This is a genomic window from Pseudomonas sp. B23(2017) (assembly GCF_002113725.1).
GTDB classification, from domain to species: Bacteria; Pseudomonadota; Gammaproteobacteria; order Pseudomonadales; family Pseudomonadaceae; genus Aquipseudomonas; species Aquipseudomonas putida_Z.
The window spans coordinates 1-16,194 of sequence record NZ_NEJM01000007.1; the positions used below are offsets into that span (position 1 = coordinate 1).

Consider the following 16,194-nt stretch of genomic DNA (forward strand, 5'->3'; position numbering starts at 1 on the left):
TGACAGCTTGTGCTCCCACTCGTGCTCATGGCACCTGCGGCATTCAGCTTGTCATTCACCGCTCTCACTCCAGATTTTAATCCCTCATCAAGACACAAGCGGCCTTGTGTCGCGAAAGGGCTGCACAGCAGCCCCCTCTGCTCATGCATTGCTGCTGATATCCTGGGGCCGCCATGCGGCCCTTTCGCGACACAAGGCCGCTCCCACACAGTTCGGCTTCCACCTGACGAGCGGCGTCAGTCATGCCCTTGTGCATTCTCCCTTTCTGTACAAAAAATGAGCTCTCATGCGTGGTTCCCATCGCGAGGTGCTCTCATGAACCTGCATCAGCTCAACACCGAGGCCAGGGCTGGCCATGTGGACGAACTGAACCTGATCGCCATCGAAGGCGGTGACTACCTGCTCGAGGCCCGGATCAAAGGCCACCCCCACCCCCTGTCCGATGCCCGTGGTGAACGCTTGCGCGTACATTCGGTGGAGGACGCGCGCAAGTTGCTGCAAACCATCCCCATGGTCTCGATGAACCTGGTGCACTGGTCGGTGCAGGACGAAATGTGCGGTATGGGCACGCACCCGGAAGAAGACTTGAAGGTGCCGATTTCCCAGCGCTCGGCCTGGTAGCTGCTCGCAGCGCCCCAGTGTGCTAGGCTGCTCGCCCTTTTCATCAAGGGCGCGGCTTCACTGCGCCCTGCAGTGGAGCACGACAATGTCCGAACTCAACCTGTCCACCGACGAAACTCGCGTCAGCTACGGCATCGGCCGTCAGCTGGGCGGCCAGCTGCGCGATAACCCGCCACCAGGCGTCAGCCTGGAAGCCATCCTGGCCGGCCTGACCGACGCCTTCAACGGCGCCGACAGCCGTGTCAGCGAAGCCGACCTGTCGGCCAGCTTCAAGGTCATCCGCGACGTGATGCAAGCCGAAGCAGCCGCCAAGGCTGAAGCCGCTGCTGCTGCTGGCAAGGCATTCCTGGTCGAGAACGCCAAGCGTGACGGCATCACCACCCTGGCTTCGGGCCTGCAGTTCGAAGTACTGACCGCAGGCGAAGGCGCCAAGCCGACCCGCGAAGACAACGTGCGCACCCACTACCACGGCACCCTGATCGACGGCACTGTGTTCGACAGCTCCTACGACCGTGGTCAGCCGGCTGAATTCCCGGTAGGTGGTGTGATCGCTGGCTGGACCGAAGCCCTGCAGCTGATGAACGCTGGCAGCAAATGGCGCCTGTACGTGCCGAGCGAGCTGGCCTACGGCGCCCAAGGCGTTGGCAGCATCCCGCCGCACAGCGTGCTGGTGTTCGACGTCGAGCTGCTCGACGTTCTGTAATGCCGCTGGGGCCGCTTTGCGGCCCATTCGCGGGCAAGCCCGCTCCCACAGGTACAGCGCAGGATTCAAATGCTGTGGAGTCCCTGTGGGAGCGGGTTCACCCGCGAAGAGGCCGGCCCTGTCAGCCTCAATTCCAGTCTGTCCCCCCGGGGCGCAACGCCCGCGCATAGCAGAACAGAAACAGATTCCGCACCAGCTCCTTGAGCACCACCGGTTCACTCGAGTTCAGCCCGCTCATGTCCAGGTCGCCCTGGTCACGCAGCTCGTCGAGCGCTTCTTCTTCGAGCACCGCGCACACTTCGCCGGTTTCCCGATGAAGAATGCGCAGGTAGGGGTGAGGGCGGTCCAGCCAGGCGTCGATCAGATAAGTCATGGCTATTCTCCTTGGATAGCAGTCCCAATGAGAATAATTCTTATTATCTGAATAGCAAGCGCCAATTGGCGGTTTTTTGGAAAATCAGACCTTGCGTACGAACTCGGACTTCAGCTTCATGGCGCCGATGCCGTCGATCTTGCAGTCGATGTCGTGATCGCCATCGCACAGGCGGATGTTCTTGACCTTGGTGCCAACCTTGACCACCAAGGACGAGCCCTTGACCTTGAGGTCCTTGATCACGGTGACGGTATCGCCATCCTGCAGGATGTTGCCGACCGAGTCCTTCTTCACCACCTCGTCGCTGGCCGCTTCGGCGTCGCCGCTGGCCGACCACTCGTGGGCGCATTCAGGGCAGATCAGCTGAGTGCCATCCTCATAGGTGTATTCAGAGTTGCATTTCGGGCAGGGTGGCAGAGTGCTCACTTCGGTTCCTCAAACAAACAGACGGGCGGTTAAAAACCCGAATTGTATAAGGTATTTTTTCAGAAGTGATTATGTCCGGACAAAAGCATTCGCGGGCTTGCCCGCTCGCACAGGATCTGCGCTAGCTTTGAGGCTTGCGCAGATCCTGTGCGAGCGGGCAAGCCCGCGAATGGATTTGATGCGATCTGTCAGTGAGTACGCGCGACCGCAAACTCGCTCAGCTCGACCAGCGCGTCACGATATTCGCTGGCCGGCAGCACTTCCAGGCACTGGATCGCACGCTTCACATAGTCACGCGCCAGCTCCGCCGTGTACTTCAGCGCACCCGACTCCTCGACCGCCACGCGAATCTGCTCCAGGTCTTCCAGGCCACCCTTCTGGATCGCCTGGCGCACCAGCGCAGCCTGTTCGGCGGTGCCTTCGCGCATGGTGTAGATCAGCGGCAGGGTAGGCTTGCCTTCGGCCAGGTCGTCACCGACGTTCTTGCCCAGGGTCTGCGAGTCGCCCTTGTAGTCCAGCAGGTCGTCGACCAGCTGGAACGCCACGCCCAGGTGGTCACCGAAGGTACGCAGGGCCTCGCGCTGTTCGTCGGTGGCTTCTGCCAGCGCGGCGGCGCTGTGGGTCGAAGCTTCGAACAGCATCGCGGTCTTGCCGCGGATGACCTCCATGTAGACTTCCTCGGTGGTGCTGGCGTCGCGTACCCGCGACAGCTGCAGCACTTCACCCTCGGCAATCACGCGGGTGGCCTTGGACAGGATCTGCATGACCGGCATCGAGCCCAGTTCGACCATCATTTCGAACGAGCGCGAATAGAGGAAGTCGCCCACCAGCACGCTCGGCGCGTTGCCCCACAGGGCATTGGCGGTGGAGCGGCCACGGCGCATGCCGGACATGTCGACCACGTCGTCGTGCAGCAGGGTAGCGGTGTGCAGGAATTCGATGGTGGCAGCCAGCAGGCGCAGGTCGTCGCCTTCGCGGCCCAGGGCCTTGCCACACAGCAGCACCAGCAGGGGGCGCAGGCGCTTGCCACCGGCGGACGTGATATAGTCGCCGATCTTCGATACCAGCGGCACGCGCGAGGTCAGCTGCTTCTTGATGATCTCGTCGACGGCGCTGAAATCATCAGCCACCGCGCGGTAGAAGGATTGGGGTTGCATCGGCTGCTCCAGTGAGGTTGCGCGGCATGCTAGGTCGCGGGTCCCGGTGTGTCAAGGCGCGGTGCCAGCGCCCCGGGGGCGGTACTTGCAAGCAAAACCGCGGTTGCGTACAATCGCGCACCCTAACTTCCTGGGCAGCACCTGCCTTACGCAATTGCGCCGGGCCGTTCCAGCCCTGTGCAGCCATGCCAGCCAATACTCATCATATAAAGCGCTGGGTGAGCAGGATTATCGGAGAAATACCATGTCTTACGCAGTAATCGTTACCGGCGGCAAGCAGTACAAAGTCGCTGAAGGTGAATTCCTCAAGATCGAAAAACTGGAAGTCGCCACTGGCGAATCCGTGACCTTCGATCGCGTCCTGCTGGTCGCCAACGGTGAAGAAGTCACCATCGGTGCTCCAGTTGTTGCTGGCGCCAAAGTAGTGGCCGAAGTCGTTTCGCAAGGCCGCCACGACAAGGTTCGCATCATCAAGTTCCGTCGTCGTAAGCACCACATGAAGCGTATGGGCCACCGCCAGTGGTTCACCGAGATCAAAATCACCGGTATCCAGGCTTAATCCCCTAGATCCCCTGAATTTATTTGGAGAATTGAACCATGGCTCACAAGAAGGCTGGTGGTAGTACTCGTAACGGTCGCGACTCAGAATCGAAACGCCTTGGCGTGAAGATGTATGGCGGCCAGGTTATCAAGCCAGGCAACATCATCGTCCGTCAGCGCGGCACCGAATTCCACGCTGGCTACGGCGTTGGCATGGGCAAGGATCACACCTTGTTCGCCAAGATCGAAGGCGTGATCAAGTTCGAGAAAAAAGGCGAGTTCATGCGCCGTTACGTGAGCATCGTCGCCGCTTAATCGCGACGTCGCTCCAGAAGCCCCGTCATGCGACGGGGCTTTTTCGTTTGTGGTGAGCCTCTTGCAAAGCTGTTTGTATGGGCTGCCGGCGTGGGTTTCTACGGTCGTACGGGGCCGCCGCGCTCATTTTTGCAAGAGCCTCAGGTTTTTCAGGTATTCAACTCGCCAGCAGGCGAGAGGCGGTTTTGAATGAAGTTTGTTGACGAAGTATCCATTCGGGTCAAGGCCGGTGACGGTGGCAACGGTTGCATGAGCTTCCGTCGCGAGAAGTTCATCGAGAACGGTGGCCCCAACGGTGGTGACGGTGGTGACGGTGGTTCGGTGTACATGATCGCCGACGAAAACCTCAACACCCTGGTCGACTATCGCTACACCCGTCACCACGAAGCCCAGCGTGGCGCCAACGGCGGCAGCACCGACTGCACCGGCAAGAAAGGCGACGACCTGTTCCTGCGTGTGCCGGTCGGCACCACCGTGATCGACGCCTCCACCCAGGAAGTGATCGGTGACCTGGTCACCCCGGGCCAGAAGCTGATGGTCGCCCAGGGCGGCTGGCACGGCCTGGGCAACACCCGCTTCAAGTCCAGCACCAACCGTGCACCGCGCCAGACCACCCCGGGCAAGCCAGGTGACCAGCGTGACCTGAAGATGGAAATGAAAGTGCTGGCCGACGTCGGCCTGCTGGGCCTGCCGAACGCCGGCAAGAGCACCTTCATTCGCTCGGTTTCGGCCGCCAAGCCGAAAGTGGCCGACTACCCGTTCACCACCCTGGTGCCGAACCTGGGCGTGGTCAGCGTCGACCGCTGGAAGAGCTTCGTCATCGCCGACATCCCCGGCCTGATCGAAGGTGCTTCCGAAGGCGCCGGCCTGGGTATCCGCTTCCTCAAGCACCTGGCGCGTACCCGCGTGCTGCTGCACCTGGTGGACATGGCGCCGCTGGACGAAAGCAGCCCGGCCGATGCCGCCGAGGTCATCGTCAACGAGCTGACCCGCTTCAGCCCGTCGCTGGCAGAGCGTGAGCGCTGGCTGGTGCTGAACAAGGCCGACATGGTCATGGAAGACGAGCGCGACGAGCGGGTCAAGGAAGTGGTCGAGCGCCTGCAGTGGGAAGGCCCGGTCTACGTGATTTCGGCCATCTCCAAGCAGGGCACCGAAAAGCTCAGCCACGACCTGATGCGCTACCTCGAAGACCGCGCCGACCGCCTGGCCAACGACCCGGCCTACGCCGAAGAGCTGGCCGACCTCGACCAGCGTATCGAAGACGAAGCCCGTGCCCAGCTGCAGGCCCTGGACGACGCCCGTACCCTGCGCCGTACCGGCGTCAAGAGTGTGCACGACATCGGCGACGATGACGGTTGGGACGATGATTTCGAGGACGACGAAGACGGCCCGGAAATCATTTACGTGCGCGACTGACCGGTTGCAGTACACTAAACGCCGCTCTTTGGAGCGGCGTTTTTGTATCCACGGTATCTACAGATTCGACATAGGTTGGAAGAAGATGCGAAGCAAGGTGACGGGCGCCAAGCGCTGGGTCGTGAAGATTGGCAGTGCTCTGCTGACCGCCGATGGCAAAGGCCTCGACCGCGGTGCCATGGCCGTTTGGGTCGAGCAGATGGTCGCGCTGCGTGAGGCAGGCGTGGAGTTGGTACTGGTCTCCTCCGGGGCCGTGGCTGCCGGCATGAGCCAGCTGGGCTGGACGTCGCGACCGAGTGCGATGAACGAGCTGCAGGCGGCTGCCTCGATCGGCCAGATGCGCCTGGTGCAGGCCTGGGAGTCGAGCTTCGGCGAGCACGGCAAGCACACCGCGCAGATCCTGCTGACCCATGACGACCTGTCCGACCGCAAGCGCTACCTGAACGCCCGCAGCACCCTGCGCACGCTGGTCGACCTGGGCGTGGTGCCGGTGATCAACGAAAACGATACCGTGGTTACCGACGAGATCCGCTTCGGTGACAACGACACCCTGGCGGCGCTGGTGGCCAACCTGGTCGAGGCTGACCTGCTGGTGATCCTCACCGACCGCGATGGCATGTTCGACGCCGACCCGCGCAACAACCCCGACGCCCAGCTGATCTACGAGGCCCGCGCCGACGACCCGGCACTGGACGCCGTGGCCGGCGGTACCGGTGGCGCCCTGGGCCGTGGCGGCATGCAGACCAAGCTGCGCGCCGCGCGCCTGGCAGCCCGTTCCGGTGCCCATACCATCATCATCGGTGGCCGCATCGAGCGCGTGCTGGATCGCCTCAAGGCTGGCGAGCGTCTGGGTACCTTGCTGTCGCCCGAGCGCGGCATGCTTGCCGCGCGCAAGCAGTGGCTGGCCGGCCACCTGCAGACCCGTGGCACCCTGGTGCTGGATGCCGGTGCCGTGCAGGCGCTGCGCCAGGCCAACAAGAGCCTGCTGCCGGTTGGCGTGAAAACCGTGCAGGGCAGCTTCCGCCGTGGCGAGATGGTGGTGTGCGTCGGCCCGGACGGCCATGAAGTGGCGCGCGGCCTGGCCAACTACAGCGCCCTGGAGGCGCAGAAGATCATTGGTCAGCCGTCGGATGCCATCGAAAGCATCCTGGGCTATATCGCGGAGCCTGAGCTGGTGCACCGCGACAACCTGGTTCTGGTCTGAGGGCGCGCACGTGCTGAAAAGGATGATTGCCGTGGCTGCACTGGCGTTGCCGATGCTGGCCGGGGCCGAGGAAATCGGCCAGGTGTCCACCGTGTTCAAGTTCCTCGGGCCGAATGATCGTATTGTGGTCGAGGCGTTCGACGACCCCAAGGTCGAGGGCGTGACCTGCTACCTGTCGCGGGCCAAGACTGGCGGCGTGAAGGGTGGGTTGGGGTTGGCGGAGGACCGGGCGGAGGCATCGATTGCCTGTCGTCAGGTCGGGCCGATCAACTTCAAGGGTGAGCTGAAGGATGGCGAGGAAGTGTTCAAGGAACGCACCTCGCTGGTGTTCAAGACCATGCAGGTGGTGCGCTTTCTCGACAAGAAACGCAATACGCTGGTGTACCTGGTGTACAGCGACCGCATGATCGAAGGCAGCCCGCAGAATGCGGTGACCGCGATTCCGATTCTGCCTTGGGCTCATTGATAGCCTGGTAGATCCTGGGAGGCCTTCGGCCTCCATCGCGACACAAGGCCGCTCCTACAGGGGTACGCGAATCCCTGTAGGAGCGGCCTTGTGTCGCGATAGGGCCGCAAAGCGGCCCCACTACTCCAATATCAGGCCAATTCCTCGGCCTGATGATCCTCACGCACAACCGCCTTCACCTCATCCCGACGGCTGATGAACTTCCAGTCCGCCTCGTCGATGTAGATGCCATTCGGCCCGCTACCACCTTCCAGGTCGATCGCCACGCGTGCAGACACCTGCGGCTTCACGCTCGCCAGGATCGGTACGAAGCCCAGTTGCAGGCTGGTTTCCAGCAGCGCAGCCTGGTTGCGTTCGTCGATGTCCGCCGCTTCGTCCAGGTAGTACGGCAGGCGGATGCGCCCGGCCAGGTCGCGGTCCATCAGGTGCAGCAACAGGTACATGTTGGTCAGCGCCTTGATGGTCATGGTGGTGCCGTTGGATGCCGCGCCGTCGATGTCGGCATGGATCACCGGCTGGCCGTTGACCTTGGTGATCTCGAACGCCAGCTCGAACAGGTCCTTCAGGCCCAGCTGGTTGTGGTTGGCTGCCACCAACCGTGCCAGGTATTCCTTGGCCTCTTCGTTCTTGTTGTCCTGCTCGGCGCTCTGGGTCAGGTCGAATACCGACAGGGTTTCGCCTTCTTCGTACTGACCGGCGCTGTGGATGATCTGGTCGATGTGCTTGAGCGCTTCCTTGTTCGGCGCCAGCACCACGCGGAAGCTCTCCAGGTTGGATACCTGGCGCTTGTTGATCTCGCGGTTGAACAGGGCCAGCTGGTGCTCGAGGCTGTCGTAGTCGCTGCGGATGTTGCGCAGGGTCCGGGCGATGTCGGTGACCGCGGCGCGGCGGGCCTTGGCCAAGGTCAGGGCTTCGTCGGTGCGGTGCGCGTAGGCATTCACCAGCAGCTGCAGGCGGCGCTCCATGTCGTCTTCGCTGTCGAACTTGGCCACGCCTTTCAGGCGCACCTGGGCGTACAGCGCCTCGATCTGGTTGTCCACCCGCTGCAGGCTCTGCCAGCTGTCCTGGTAGTCGTTGAGCAGTGGCAGCAGGTTGTCCATCGAGTCGTCGATGGCTTCCATGTACGGCGTGCCGTAGGGCAGGTCGGCCGGCAGCAGCTGGCGACGGCGCAGGGCGTCTTCCAGGGTGCGCTGCTTGGCCTCGAGGTCGCCGATCTGCCGGCCGACCAGTTGCAGCTTGGCCGACAGCTGCTGGACGCGTTCGGTGAAGGCGTCGCTGGAGCGCTTGAGTTCGTCCTGGGCGGCTTCGAGCTGCGACAGCTGCTCCAGCTTCTCGGGCTCTTCGGCGGCCAGGGTTTCGCTGCGGCGGAAGTCTTCCAGCGCTTTCTGCGCGTCCAGTACTTCCTGGTACAGGGCCTCGGTCTGCGCCTTGGAGGCGGAGCGGTCGGCGGCCACGGCCTGTTGGGTCTTGAGCTGCTTCAGCTCTTTTTCCAGGCGCTCTTTCTGGTCACGCAGGGCCGCACGGTCGGCCAGGGCCTGCAGCGCCGGTGGGTCGATGTGCGACAGGTCGATGGACAGGCCCGGGGCTTCGAAGCGTTCGCCCTTGAAGCTGTCGAGTACCGCTTCCAGCGATTTTACCCACAGGTCGCTGTCGTCCAGTTCGATACCGCGGTCACCCAGCGGCAGGCTGAACAGCGCGCCATTGAACAGGCGCATCAGGCGGTCGACGTCCTGCTGCGAGAACTCTTCGCGCAGGCGGGCGTAGCTGTTGTTGTCGGCGTGGTCGAGCTGCTGCTTGACCTGCTTCAGGCGCTTTTCCAGGTCGCGGACGCGTTCGTCCAGGTCTTCGGCGCTGAACTGCCGCGACTGGGCCAGGGCGCCGGCCAGTTCGTCGTGGGCGTCCTTGGCCGCCAGCAGTTGCTGCTCCAGCACCTTGACGTCATCGACCAGGGCGAAGCGGTGCTTGAGCACCGACAGCTCGCCCAGCCAGCGCTGGATACCGGTGATTTCACGCTCCAGGCGCATCAGCTCCTGAGTACCGCCACGCTGGTCGTTCTGCAGGCGGTCCTGCTCGCCACGGTAGTGCTCGGCCTGGATCACCAGCTCTTCCTTGCGCGCCATGGCGTATTCCTGCCAGGTGCCCAGCAGGGTGTCGAGCACTGGCGAAATGCGGTGCAGCTTGCCGCGCAGGATGTCGCGCTGGGCCACGCCACCGGCCAGGGCCTCGACCAGCGGGCCGGCGGCGACCAGGGCGTTGTAGTCCTGTTCCATGCGGCGCACGTCGCGGAAGGCTTCCTCGCACGCGGCGATATAGTCGACGCTACCGGAGCGCAGGCTGTGCTCGAAAGCGTCGAGGAACAGCTGCTTGAGCTTGGCGGCGGTGATTTCGCGCATGTGCAGCAGGTTGATGAACAGCGCGCGGAAGGTTTTCAGGCTTTGCTCGCTGGTCGAGCGCAGCGGGATCATGGTCAGGTCCAGCGGCACCGAGGTGTGGCCACCCACCAGCAGACGACGCAGTTCGTCCGGCTTCAGCTCGTAGGCCTTGATCCCCAGGCGCTCGAGGTTGGTGAACAGCTCTTTCTGGCGCAGGCAGGTGTCGTTCTTCTGGTAGTGGGCCAGGTCCAGTTCGCCCTTGTAGGCAAAGAACTGGTGGCCGAAACCGCCGCCCGGGCCGCGGCCGACAACGCCGATGACGTGCGGGCCGTGGGGCAGGCTCAGTTCGCAGAGAATGTACGAGGTGTCGCTGGCGAAGTAGAAGCGGCGCGACTGCTCGAGGCTGTACTTGCCGAAGCTCATGTCCGACATGCGCGCCAGGATCGGGAACTGCAGGGCGTTGATCGACGCCGATTTACCCAGGTTGTTGGCACCGTATACCGACAGTGGGTGCTCCAGCGGGAACAGGCCAAGGCTGTAGCCGGCGGTGTTGAGCAGTGCGAAGCGGCGGATGCCGTAGCGTTCCTGGCTCATGCGTCAATCTCCTGTTGCTCTTCGCGGATCGCCCGGGCCAGGGCTTCCTCTTCGCTTTCCTCGCCCTCGAAGGGGGTGAGGTCGAGCGGGTCGTCGGTGCGGTTGAGTTCTTCGGGGCTTTCTTCCTCGACCAGTACCGGGGTCGGCAGCGGCAGGTCGCTGTGCAGGGTGGCCGCCAGGTCGCGGTCCTGCTGCACGGCCAGGCACACGTCGAGGAAGCGATGCATCGGCGGCAGGAAGCGGTAGATGCCGCCTTCCTCGAAGGCGAAGCCGAGCTGGGTCATGCGGCGCAGGATTTTTTCTTCCAGCTCGTCCACGGTCTGCACTTCGGCCTGCAGGAACAGGTCGCGGTACTTGTCCAGCAGCGAGGGCAGTTCGTCACGGCCGATGCTGCCGCCATCGAGCACGGCCATCGGGTCGCGGCCCTGGTCGGCCAGGTGTTCGACCAGGATGAAGGTGAACAGCGACAGGCGCTGCGCGGTCTTGTTGACCTGCGCGGCGGTCATGTCCGGCACGAAGTAGTAGAAGCCACGGGTGTCGCACACCAGTTCGAAGCCCAGGGCCTTGAACAGGGTGCGGTACTGGTCCTGGAAGTTCGACAGCTGGGCGTACAGCTCGGGGTCGCGGCGGCTGACGTGGAAGCCTTTGAACAGCTCGCGGAAGATCGGCGCGAGCTGGGACAGTTCGGAAAGATCAAGATGCATGGGCTGGGCTCGCGTTGGATTCGGTAGGCGCGCTGGCGGCGTCTTCGCGGCTGGAAGTCAGGGCGAACGAGCGCAGGCTGACCAAGTGTTCCTGGGTGATGTACTCGCGGCGGTCGAGGCGTTCGCGCTTGAAGCGCTTTTCCCGCGACAGGCGCGAGAACCAGTACAGCAGCTCGTCGGTGGCGCCTTCGGGTTCCTGCTCCAGCAGCCAGACCATCAGGTCGGGCAGCGGCAGGGCCTGTTCGCAGCGTTCGGCCATTTCCTTGACCGTGCGCGGTGCACGGGGCAGGGCGCCGGACTGGGTCTTGTGGGCCTTGGGGAAGCGCGCCGGCTTGGGCTCGAAGCGGGCCAGGGCGTAGACATAGGCCTCGACCTGGCTGGCGCTGCCGAGGAAGGTGCTTTGCGGGCGGGTGAACATCGGCATGGCCGCTTGCGGTACGGCGTCGATGCCCTTGCGCCGGATCACCGACAGGGCCAGTGCGGCGCCACGGGTCACGGCGTTGTGCCGGCGGGCTTCCTCACGCAGCGGCAGCAGCAGTTCGCGGGCGTGGCGCAGGGTCAGCTGGGCGCTGGTCTGCATTTCCAGGATGCGCGCGTGGGTGCGCAGCAGCATGTCGTCGTCGACCAGGTGGCCCAGGCGCGCCTGTTCGCCCAGCAGCTTCAGCAGCACGGTCTCGACCTTGCGCACGCCCTGTTCGAAGGCGCCGTCGGCGTTGACCAGCTGGATCATCGGCTCGACGTACTCGTCCCAGGTCGCCAGTACTTCGGCATAGCGCTGGCGCAGCGGGATCTGGCGGTTGCTGGTCTTGGCCCGCTCGGCCACGGCCACCAGTGCCTGTTCGTCGTTGTCGAGCTTCTTCAGTACATCGCGCACGCGCATGTCGAGCAGGCGCAGCTGGCGCGCCAGGTCGTCGCTGTCGCGGTTGTCGAAGGCGTCCTGGATATGCCCGGCCAGGCGTTCCAGGTGGCGCAGGTAGGCTTCGATCTCCAGGCACAGGCCCAGCCGGTGTTCGCGGCGCAGGTAGGCGAGGAAATCGTGGATCTGCGCGTTGAGCTCGAAACGGTTCGGGCTCTTGGCCACCGGGACCAGGATATCCAGGCGGATCCACACGTCGAGCAGCTGGGTGATGTCCTGCGGGGTGCTCTCGACCTGCTGGCGGGCCACATGCTGACGCAATTCGACCAGGCTCAGGGTGCCCTGGTCGAAACGCTCGCACAGCGGCTCGATCAGGGCCCAGTGTTCGGCTAGGGCGCGCAGGACGCGCTTGGGTTCGATCATTGGCTTCGACTCGTTGCCAAGAAAAAGGGGGCGATTGTACTGCATCCGGGGGGGAGGTTTTCACCCCTTGGTCTGTAATGAGAGATAACCTTTGTCGTTGTAGGGGATTCACTGGCCCTTTCGCGGGTGAACCCGCTCCCACAGGGCCTTGCGCAGTACTGGTGGGAGCGGGTTCACCCGCGAAAGGGCCAGTACAGGCAATAAAAATCCGCCGACCAGTTGCGGCACTCGAATGCCAACGGCGTTAGAATGGCCAATTGTCTCCACCCCTCGGAAACCCGCCCCTTGCTCACCGAACCCCGTCGCCGCGCCTACCTTTCCGCCATGCAAGTGGTGCACTGGCTGCCGCGCGCCGAACTGCCGTTCGCCGCACCGTCGCGGCCCGAGCTGCTGCTGCCGGTGGCGCCGGTCGAGGACCTCGATTTCGACGTCAGGCCGGCACCGGCTGCCAACGAGGCGCCAGTCACCCCCCAGGCCCGCTCCGGCGAGCGGCCGAAAATCGAGATTCCGCGCCCGGGCAATGCGCCCAAGCCGGCCGCCAAGCCCGCCGAGGCCGAGGAGCAGGCCGCGCCACCGCGCCCGGCCCCGGTGCCACCCCCGCGCTTCTCGCTGCAGTTGCTGCGAGCCGGCAGCTGCCTGCTGCTGGTGGAGTTGGCCACCGGCCAGCCGTTCCAGAGCCGCGACCCGTCCTACCTGCTGCTCAAGGACATGCTGCGCGCCGCCGGCCTGCCCGACGCCCCGCAGATCATCGGCGAGCCGGTACGCTGGCCGCTGCTGGTGCGCGGCAACATGGACCAGGGCCCGGAGGCGGCGCGCGATTTCGTCCAGGGCTTTGTCCAGGCGCGCCTGGAAGACGCCCCGTGCACCTGCCTGTGGCTGGTCGGCCTGCCGGCGCTGCGCTTTGCCGCCAATGTCGACGGCGAAGCCTATTACCAAACCCTGAAGCTCGAGGGCCTGGGCGAAGCCTGGGCCTTGCCGGGCCTTGAACTGTTGATGGACGAGCCGCAGCGCAAGGCGGACGTCTGGAAAGCCATGCGCCAGCTGATGGCGCGCTGGAAGAGCGTTGAATGAGTGACTCGATCAGCTTCCGCCCGATGACCGAGGCGGATCTGGATGCCGTACTTAAGATCGAATATGCCGCGTTCAGTCATCCCTGGACCCGCGGGATCTTTCAGGATGCGCTCAAGTCGTACGAAGTCTGGCTGATGTTCGACGGCCAGCAGCAGGTGGGCCATGGCGTGATCAACGTGATCATCGACGAGGCGCACCTGCTCAACATTACCGTCAAGCCGGAAAACCAGGGCTGCGGCCTGGGCCTGCGCCTGCTCGAGCACCTGATGGCCCGGGCCTACCAGCTCAATGGCAGGGAGTGCTTCCTGGAAGTGCGCGCCAGCAACCAGTCGGCCTATCGTTTGTACGAGCGCTACGGTTTCAACGAAATCGGCCGCCGCCGCGACTATTACCCGGTTGCCGGTGGCCGTGAAGACGCCCTGGTGATGGCCTGCACCCTGCTCGAGGACTGACCTTGCAGGGGCTGGCGCTGTCACGCAGGCAAACCCTGATGAGGCAACGACCATGCACGACCTGCAGGAACTGATCGACAACAACGCCCGCTGGGCTGACGCGATCAACCAGCGCGACCCCGACTTCTTCGCCAAGCTGGCCCGCCAGCAGACTCCCGAATTCCTCTGGATTGGCTGCTCCGACGCCCGCGTGCCGGCCAACGAAATCGTTGGCATGCTGCCGGGCGATCTGTTCGTCCACCGCAACGTTGCCAACGTGGTGCTGCACACTGACCTCAACTGCCTGTCGGTGATCCAGTACGCGGTGGAAGTACTGAAAGTGCGGCACATCCTGGTCACCGGCCACTACGGTTGCGGTGGCGTGCGCGCCGCCATGCAGGACCGTCAGCTGGGTCTGATCGACGGCTGGCTGCGCTCGATTCGCGACCTGTATTACGAAAAGCGCGCCGAGCTGGCCAAGCTGGACAACGAAGAGGCCAGGGTCGACCGCCTGTGCGAACTGAACGTCATCCAGCAGGTGGCCAACGTGGCTCACACCAGCATCGTGCAGAACGCCTGGCACCGTGGTCAGGAGCTGTCGGTGCATGGCTGCATCTATGGCATCAAGGATGGCCGGTGGAAGAGCCTGGACACCACCATCAGCGGCTTCGCCCAGCTGCCGCCGCAGTATCGGTTGCGGGCGTTGGAGTAGTAACGTTTGCCAGTTTGACGCGGCCCCTTGTAGGAGCGGCCTTGTGTCGCGAGCGGGCTGCGCAGCAGCCCCGGCAATATCAGCAGCGAAGCTGAAAATCTGGGGCCGCTTCGCAGCCCGTCCGCGACACAAGGCCGCTCCTACAAGGGGGGCGTATAGCAGTCTCCATGCAGGGATGGTCAAGGAATGAAAAAACTGCTTCTGGCTGCAAGCCTCCTGATAACGGCCGCTGCCCACGCCGACGAACGCGACCTGTGGATGTTCGCCCAGTGGGCTGGCGACCATCACACTCGTCCCTTCCGTGAAATGCTGGTGGATGCCCGCCTTTACGGCATAGTGCCTATCCATCAGCTGCTGCGTTCGGCTTCGGACTGGAAGCTGTGCCACGCGTCCCCCTTCGCCGTGCCGCCTGCCAGCAACTGGCCGGCAGTGCGTTCTACGCTCTCGCTGATCAAGGCGCTCGACGACCAGGGCATCCTGCGCCAGTTCGAGGTGGTTTCGGCCTATCGAGACCCACGCCTGAACGTCTGCGCCGGCGGGGCGGCCAACAGCGCCCATACCCGGGCGTTCGCCGTCGATATCCTGCTACCCGACTGGGCGGACCCCAACCCGCTGTGCCGTTTCTGGCAGCAGTATGGCCAGGCCTGGAACATGGGCCTGGGGCGCTATCCGTCCGGACGGATTCATGTGGATACCGCGGGTTACCGCACCTGGGGTGGTGACGGCCGTGCAGGTTCGTCGTTCTGTATCAAGCCCAGATGAGCCAGGCAGCTCCTGCATTCGCCCATCACCCACGTGGCGAAGCGCTGGCGCTTGCCGTCGTCTTCCAGCGGCTGAGGGCTGAGCAGGTGGTAGGCCGAGCCGTCACGCACAAAGCCGAACGGCGCCTGCAACTGCCCGCTGTCGAGTTCGTCGCGCACCATGAGGGCTGAGGCCATGGCCAGGCCCAGGCCTGCGCTGGCGGCCTGAATCGACAGGTAGAAGTGCTCGTAGTCGCTGCGCTCGGTATGACGGGCCTGCTGGCCGCTCAGGCGCAGCCAGTTGGGCCAGGCGCCGGGGCGGGTGGCGCTGTGCAGCAGGCGCTGGCCTTCAAGTTGGATGGGGGCGGTGGGGTGGCAGACCGGGCCGATCCATTCGTCGCAGATCTTCTGGTTGTACAGCTGCTTGTCCCAGTGGAAGTCATCGCGGCGAATTGCCAGGTCGACACCACTGCGGGCGAAGTCGAGTGGCCCGCCTGCGGCCACTAGGTGCAACTGCAGGTCGGGATGGGCGGCATGAAAGCGGGGCAGGCGCGGGATCAGCCAGCGCATGGCGATGGTCGGCTCGCACGACAGCACCAGCACGTTGTCGCGGGCCTGTTGTTGCAAGCGCTGCACGGCGCCTTCGAGCTGCTCGAAGATCGCCTGGGTGGTGCCCTGCAAGGCACGGCCGGCAGGGGTGAGGAAAATGGCCCGGTTGCGGCGCTCGAACAACTCCACACCAAGGCTTTCTTCAAGCAGGCGCACCTGGCGGCTGACTGCGCCATGGGTGACGTGCAGGTGCTCGGCGGCGCGCACGAAGCTTTCGGTTTCGGCGGCGATGTCGAAGTAGCGGAAGGCATTGAGTGGCGGCAGTTTCATGGCATCCCTGTTTGCCTGTGCTGGCCTCTTCGCGGGTAAACCCGCTCCCACAGGTGATGCGCCGCCCTCAGGTTTGGTGAAGTCCCTGTGGGAGCGGGTTTACCCGCGAAGAGGCCAGCACAGGTTCTATGTATCTGTGAAGAAAGCTATCAGATTTGCTTCACTATAAATCGATTTTTCCTGGGCTATAA

At 63.9% G+C, this 16,194-nt stretch carries 18 protein-coding genes; 11 read left to right on the top strand and 7 right to left on the bottom strand.

The features are described 5' to 3' along the window. The first annotated feature begins 315 nt into the window (after positions 1 to 315). Both CAG46_RS13040 and CAG46_RS13045 read left to right on the top strand, forming a co-directional pair. Positions 316 to 621: a DUF6482 family protein gene (locus CAG46_RS13040; RefSeq protein WP_015268897.1), complete on the top strand. Its 306-nt coding sequence runs from the start codon at positions 316 to 318 to the stop codon at positions 619 to 621. Between the two features lie 85 nt (positions 622 to 706). Continuing rightward, positions 707 to 1,324: an FKBP-type peptidyl-prolyl cis-trans isomerase gene (locus tag CAG46_RS13045; RefSeq protein ID WP_025337633.1), complete on the top strand. Its 618-nt coding sequence runs from the start codon at positions 707 to 709 to the stop codon at positions 1,322 to 1,324. 127 nt (positions 1,325 to 1,451) lie between these two features. Here the strand turns inward: CAG46_RS13045 and CAG46_RS13050 are convergent, their stop codons facing one another. From CAG46_RS13050 to CAG46_RS13060, 3 genes are all read right to left on the bottom strand, one after another. Beyond that, positions 1,452 to 1,697: a hypothetical protein gene (locus tag CAG46_RS13050; protein WP_075043718.1), complete on the bottom strand. Its 246-nt coding sequence runs from the start codon at positions 1,695 to 1,697 to the stop codon at positions 1,452 to 1,454. 84 nt (positions 1,698 to 1,781) lie between these two features. Next, positions 1,782 to 2,123 carry a zinc ribbon domain-containing protein YjdM gene (locus CAG46_RS13055; protein WP_009686103.1) on the bottom strand — a complete coding sequence of 114 codons (342 nt, stop codon included), beginning with the start codon at positions 2,121 to 2,123 and terminating at the stop codon, positions 1,782 to 1,784. Positions 2,124 to 2,311: 188 nt separating this feature from the next. Then, complete coding sequence (locus tag CAG46_RS13060; RefSeq protein WP_003256318.1) at positions 2,312 to 3,280, bottom strand: polyprenyl synthetase family protein; 969 nt, start codon at positions 3,278 to 3,280, stop codon at positions 2,312 to 2,314. A 244-nt stretch (positions 3,281 to 3,524) separates the two neighbouring features. On the opposite strand from CAG46_RS13060, the gene rplU reads away from it, so the two are divergent. The 5 genes from rplU to CAG46_RS13085 all read left to right on the top strand — a co-directional run bounded on the left by rplU (position 3,525) and on the right by CAG46_RS13085 (position 7,221). Continuing rightward, on the top strand, positions 3,525 to 3,839 hold the full coding sequence (rplU, locus tag CAG46_RS13065) for a 50S ribosomal protein L21 (RefSeq protein WP_003247466.1): 315 nt from the start codon (positions 3,525 to 3,527) through the stop codon (positions 3,837 to 3,839). A gap of 38 nt (positions 3,840 to 3,877) precedes the next feature. Beyond that, positions 3,878 to 4,135, top strand: a complete 258-nt coding sequence (rpmA, locus tag CAG46_RS13070; protein WP_003247464.1) for a 50S ribosomal protein L27 — start codon at positions 3,878 to 3,880, stop codon at positions 4,133 to 4,135. Positions 4,136 to 4,324: 189 nt separating this feature from the next. Beyond that, on the top strand, positions 4,325 to 5,551 hold the full coding sequence (gene cgtA, locus CAG46_RS13075) for an Obg family GTPase CgtA (RefSeq protein WP_025337634.1): 1,227 nt from the start codon (positions 4,325 to 4,327) through the stop codon (positions 5,549 to 5,551). A gap of 85 nt (positions 5,552 to 5,636) precedes the next feature. Then, entirely contained in the window at positions 5,637 to 6,755 is a 1,119-nt protein-coding gene (proB, locus tag CAG46_RS13080; RefSeq protein WP_025337635.1) for a glutamate 5-kinase, read from the top strand. A 22-nt stretch (positions 6,756 to 6,777) separates the two neighbouring features. Next, positions 6,778 to 7,221 carry a CreA family protein gene (locus CAG46_RS13085; RefSeq protein ID WP_085617292.1) on the top strand — a complete coding sequence of 148 codons (444 nt, stop codon included), beginning with the start codon at positions 6,778 to 6,780 and terminating at the stop codon, positions 7,219 to 7,221. Positions 7,222 to 7,352: 131 nt separating this feature from the next. Here the strand turns inward: CAG46_RS13085 and mksF are convergent, their stop codons facing one another. Genes mksF through mksB form a run of 3 tightly spaced genes read right to left on the bottom strand, consistent with a single transcriptional unit; the run spans position 7,353 to position 12,170 of the window. After that, positions 7,353 to 10,187, bottom strand: coding sequence for an Mks condensin complex protein MksF (mksF, locus tag CAG46_RS13090; protein ID WP_085617294.1), 2,835 nt, complete (start codon positions 10,185 to 10,187; stop codon positions 7,353 to 7,355). Continuing rightward, positions 10,184 to 10,891, bottom strand: a complete 708-nt coding sequence (gene mksE, locus CAG46_RS13095; protein WP_025337638.1) for an Mks condensin complex protein MksE — start codon at positions 10,889 to 10,891, stop codon at positions 10,184 to 10,186. The genes mksF and mksE overlap by 4 nt, the downstream gene beginning before the upstream one ends. Continuing rightward, a complete protein-coding gene (gene mksB, locus CAG46_RS13100) occupies positions 10,881 to 12,170 on the bottom strand; it encodes an Mks condensin complex protein MksB (RefSeq protein WP_024086237.1) in 1,290 nt (429 codons plus the stop codon). The genes mksE and mksB overlap by 11 nt, the downstream gene beginning before the upstream one ends. 285 nt (positions 12,171 to 12,455) lie before the next feature. On the opposite strand from mksB, the gene CAG46_RS13105 reads away from it, so the two are divergent. The 4 genes from CAG46_RS13105 to CAG46_RS13125 all read left to right on the top strand — a co-directional run bounded on the left by CAG46_RS13105 (position 12,456) and on the right by CAG46_RS13125 (position 15,146). Further along, on the top strand, positions 12,456 to 13,241 hold the full coding sequence (locus CAG46_RS13105; protein WP_085617296.1) for an energy transducer TonB: 786 nt from the start codon (positions 12,456 to 12,458) through the stop codon (positions 13,239 to 13,241). Next, positions 13,238 to 13,693: a ribosomal protein S18-alanine N-acetyltransferase gene (gene rimI / locus CAG46_RS13110; RefSeq protein WP_025337640.1), complete on the top strand. Its 456-nt coding sequence runs from the start codon at positions 13,238 to 13,240 to the stop codon at positions 13,691 to 13,693. The genes CAG46_RS13105 and rimI overlap by 4 nt, the downstream gene beginning before the upstream one ends. A gap of 52 nt (positions 13,694 to 13,745) precedes the next feature. Beyond that, entirely contained in the window at positions 13,746 to 14,384 is a 639-nt protein-coding gene (gene can, locus CAG46_RS13115) for a carbonate dehydratase (RefSeq protein WP_025337641.1), read from the top strand. Positions 14,385 to 14,570: 186 nt separating this feature from the next. Continuing rightward, entirely contained in the window at positions 14,571 to 15,146 is a 576-nt protein-coding gene (locus CAG46_RS13125) for a D-Ala-D-Ala carboxypeptidase family metallohydrolase (protein WP_085617300.1), read from the top strand. Here CAG46_RS13125 and CAG46_RS13130 read toward each other — a convergent pair. Next, positions 15,086 to 16,003: a LysR substrate-binding domain-containing protein gene (locus tag CAG46_RS13130; RefSeq protein ID WP_085617302.1), complete on the bottom strand. Its 918-nt coding sequence runs from the start codon at positions 16,001 to 16,003 to the stop codon at positions 15,086 to 15,088. The genes CAG46_RS13125 and CAG46_RS13130 overlap by 61 nt on opposite strands. Positions 16,004 to 16,194 lie beyond the last annotated feature (191 nt).

What these genes read in the sequence shown, in the direction of transcription:
- rimI (WP_025337640.1), top strand. Translation starts at nt 13,238, where the DNA reads ATGAGTGACTCGATCAGCTTCCGCCCGATGACCGAGGCGGATCTGGAT.
- CAG46_RS13125 (WP_085617300.1), top strand. Translation starts at nt 14,571, where the DNA reads ATGAAAAAACTGCTTCTGGCTGCAAGCCTCCTGATAACGGCCGCTGCC.
- mksB (WP_024086237.1), bottom strand. Translation starts at nt 12,170, where the DNA reads ATGATCGAACCCAAGCGCGTCCTGCGCGCCCTAGCCGAACACTGGGCC.
- CAG46_RS13130 (WP_085617302.1), bottom strand. Translation starts at nt 16,003, where the DNA reads ATGAAACTGCCGCCACTCAATGCCTTCCGCTACTTCGACATCGCCGCC.
- proB (WP_025337635.1), top strand. Translation starts at nt 5,637, where the DNA reads ATGCGAAGCAAGGTGACGGGCGCCAAGCGCTGGGTCGTGAAGATTGGC.
- rpmA (WP_003247464.1), top strand. Translation starts at nt 3,878, where the DNA reads ATGGCTCACAAGAAGGCTGGTGGTAGTACTCGTAACGGTCGCGACTCA.
- mksE (WP_025337638.1), bottom strand. Translation starts at nt 10,891, where the DNA reads ATGCATCTTGATCTTTCCGAACTGTCCCAGCTCGCGCCGATCTTCCGC.
- rplU (WP_003247466.1), top strand. Translation starts at nt 3,525, where the DNA reads ATGTCTTACGCAGTAATCGTTACCGGCGGCAAGCAGTACAAAGTCGCT.
- CAG46_RS13085 (WP_085617292.1), top strand. Translation starts at nt 6,778, where the DNA reads ATGATTGCCGTGGCTGCACTGGCGTTGCCGATGCTGGCCGGGGCCGAG.
- CAG46_RS13045 (WP_025337633.1), top strand. Translation starts at nt 707, where the DNA reads ATGTCCGAACTCAACCTGTCCACCGACGAAACTCGCGTCAGCTACGGC.
- mksF (WP_085617294.1), bottom strand. Translation starts at nt 10,187, where the DNA reads ATGAGCCAGGAACGCTACGGCATCCGCCGCTTCGCACTGCTCAACACC.
- CAG46_RS13060 (WP_003256318.1), bottom strand. Translation starts at nt 3,280, where the DNA reads ATGCAACCCCAATCCTTCTACCGCGCGGTGGCTGATGATTTCAGCGCC.
- can (WP_025337641.1), top strand. Translation starts at nt 13,746, where the DNA reads ATGCACGACCTGCAGGAACTGATCGACAACAACGCCCGCTGGGCTGAC.
- CAG46_RS13040 (WP_015268897.1), top strand. Translation starts at nt 316, where the DNA reads ATGAACCTGCATCAGCTCAACACCGAGGCCAGGGCTGGCCATGTGGAC.
- CAG46_RS13050 (WP_075043718.1), bottom strand. Translation starts at nt 1,697, where the DNA reads ATGACTTATCTGATCGACGCCTGGCTGGACCGCCCTCACCCCTACCTG.
- cgtA (WP_025337634.1), top strand. Translation starts at nt 4,325, where the DNA reads ATGAAGTTTGTTGACGAAGTATCCATTCGGGTCAAGGCCGGTGACGGT.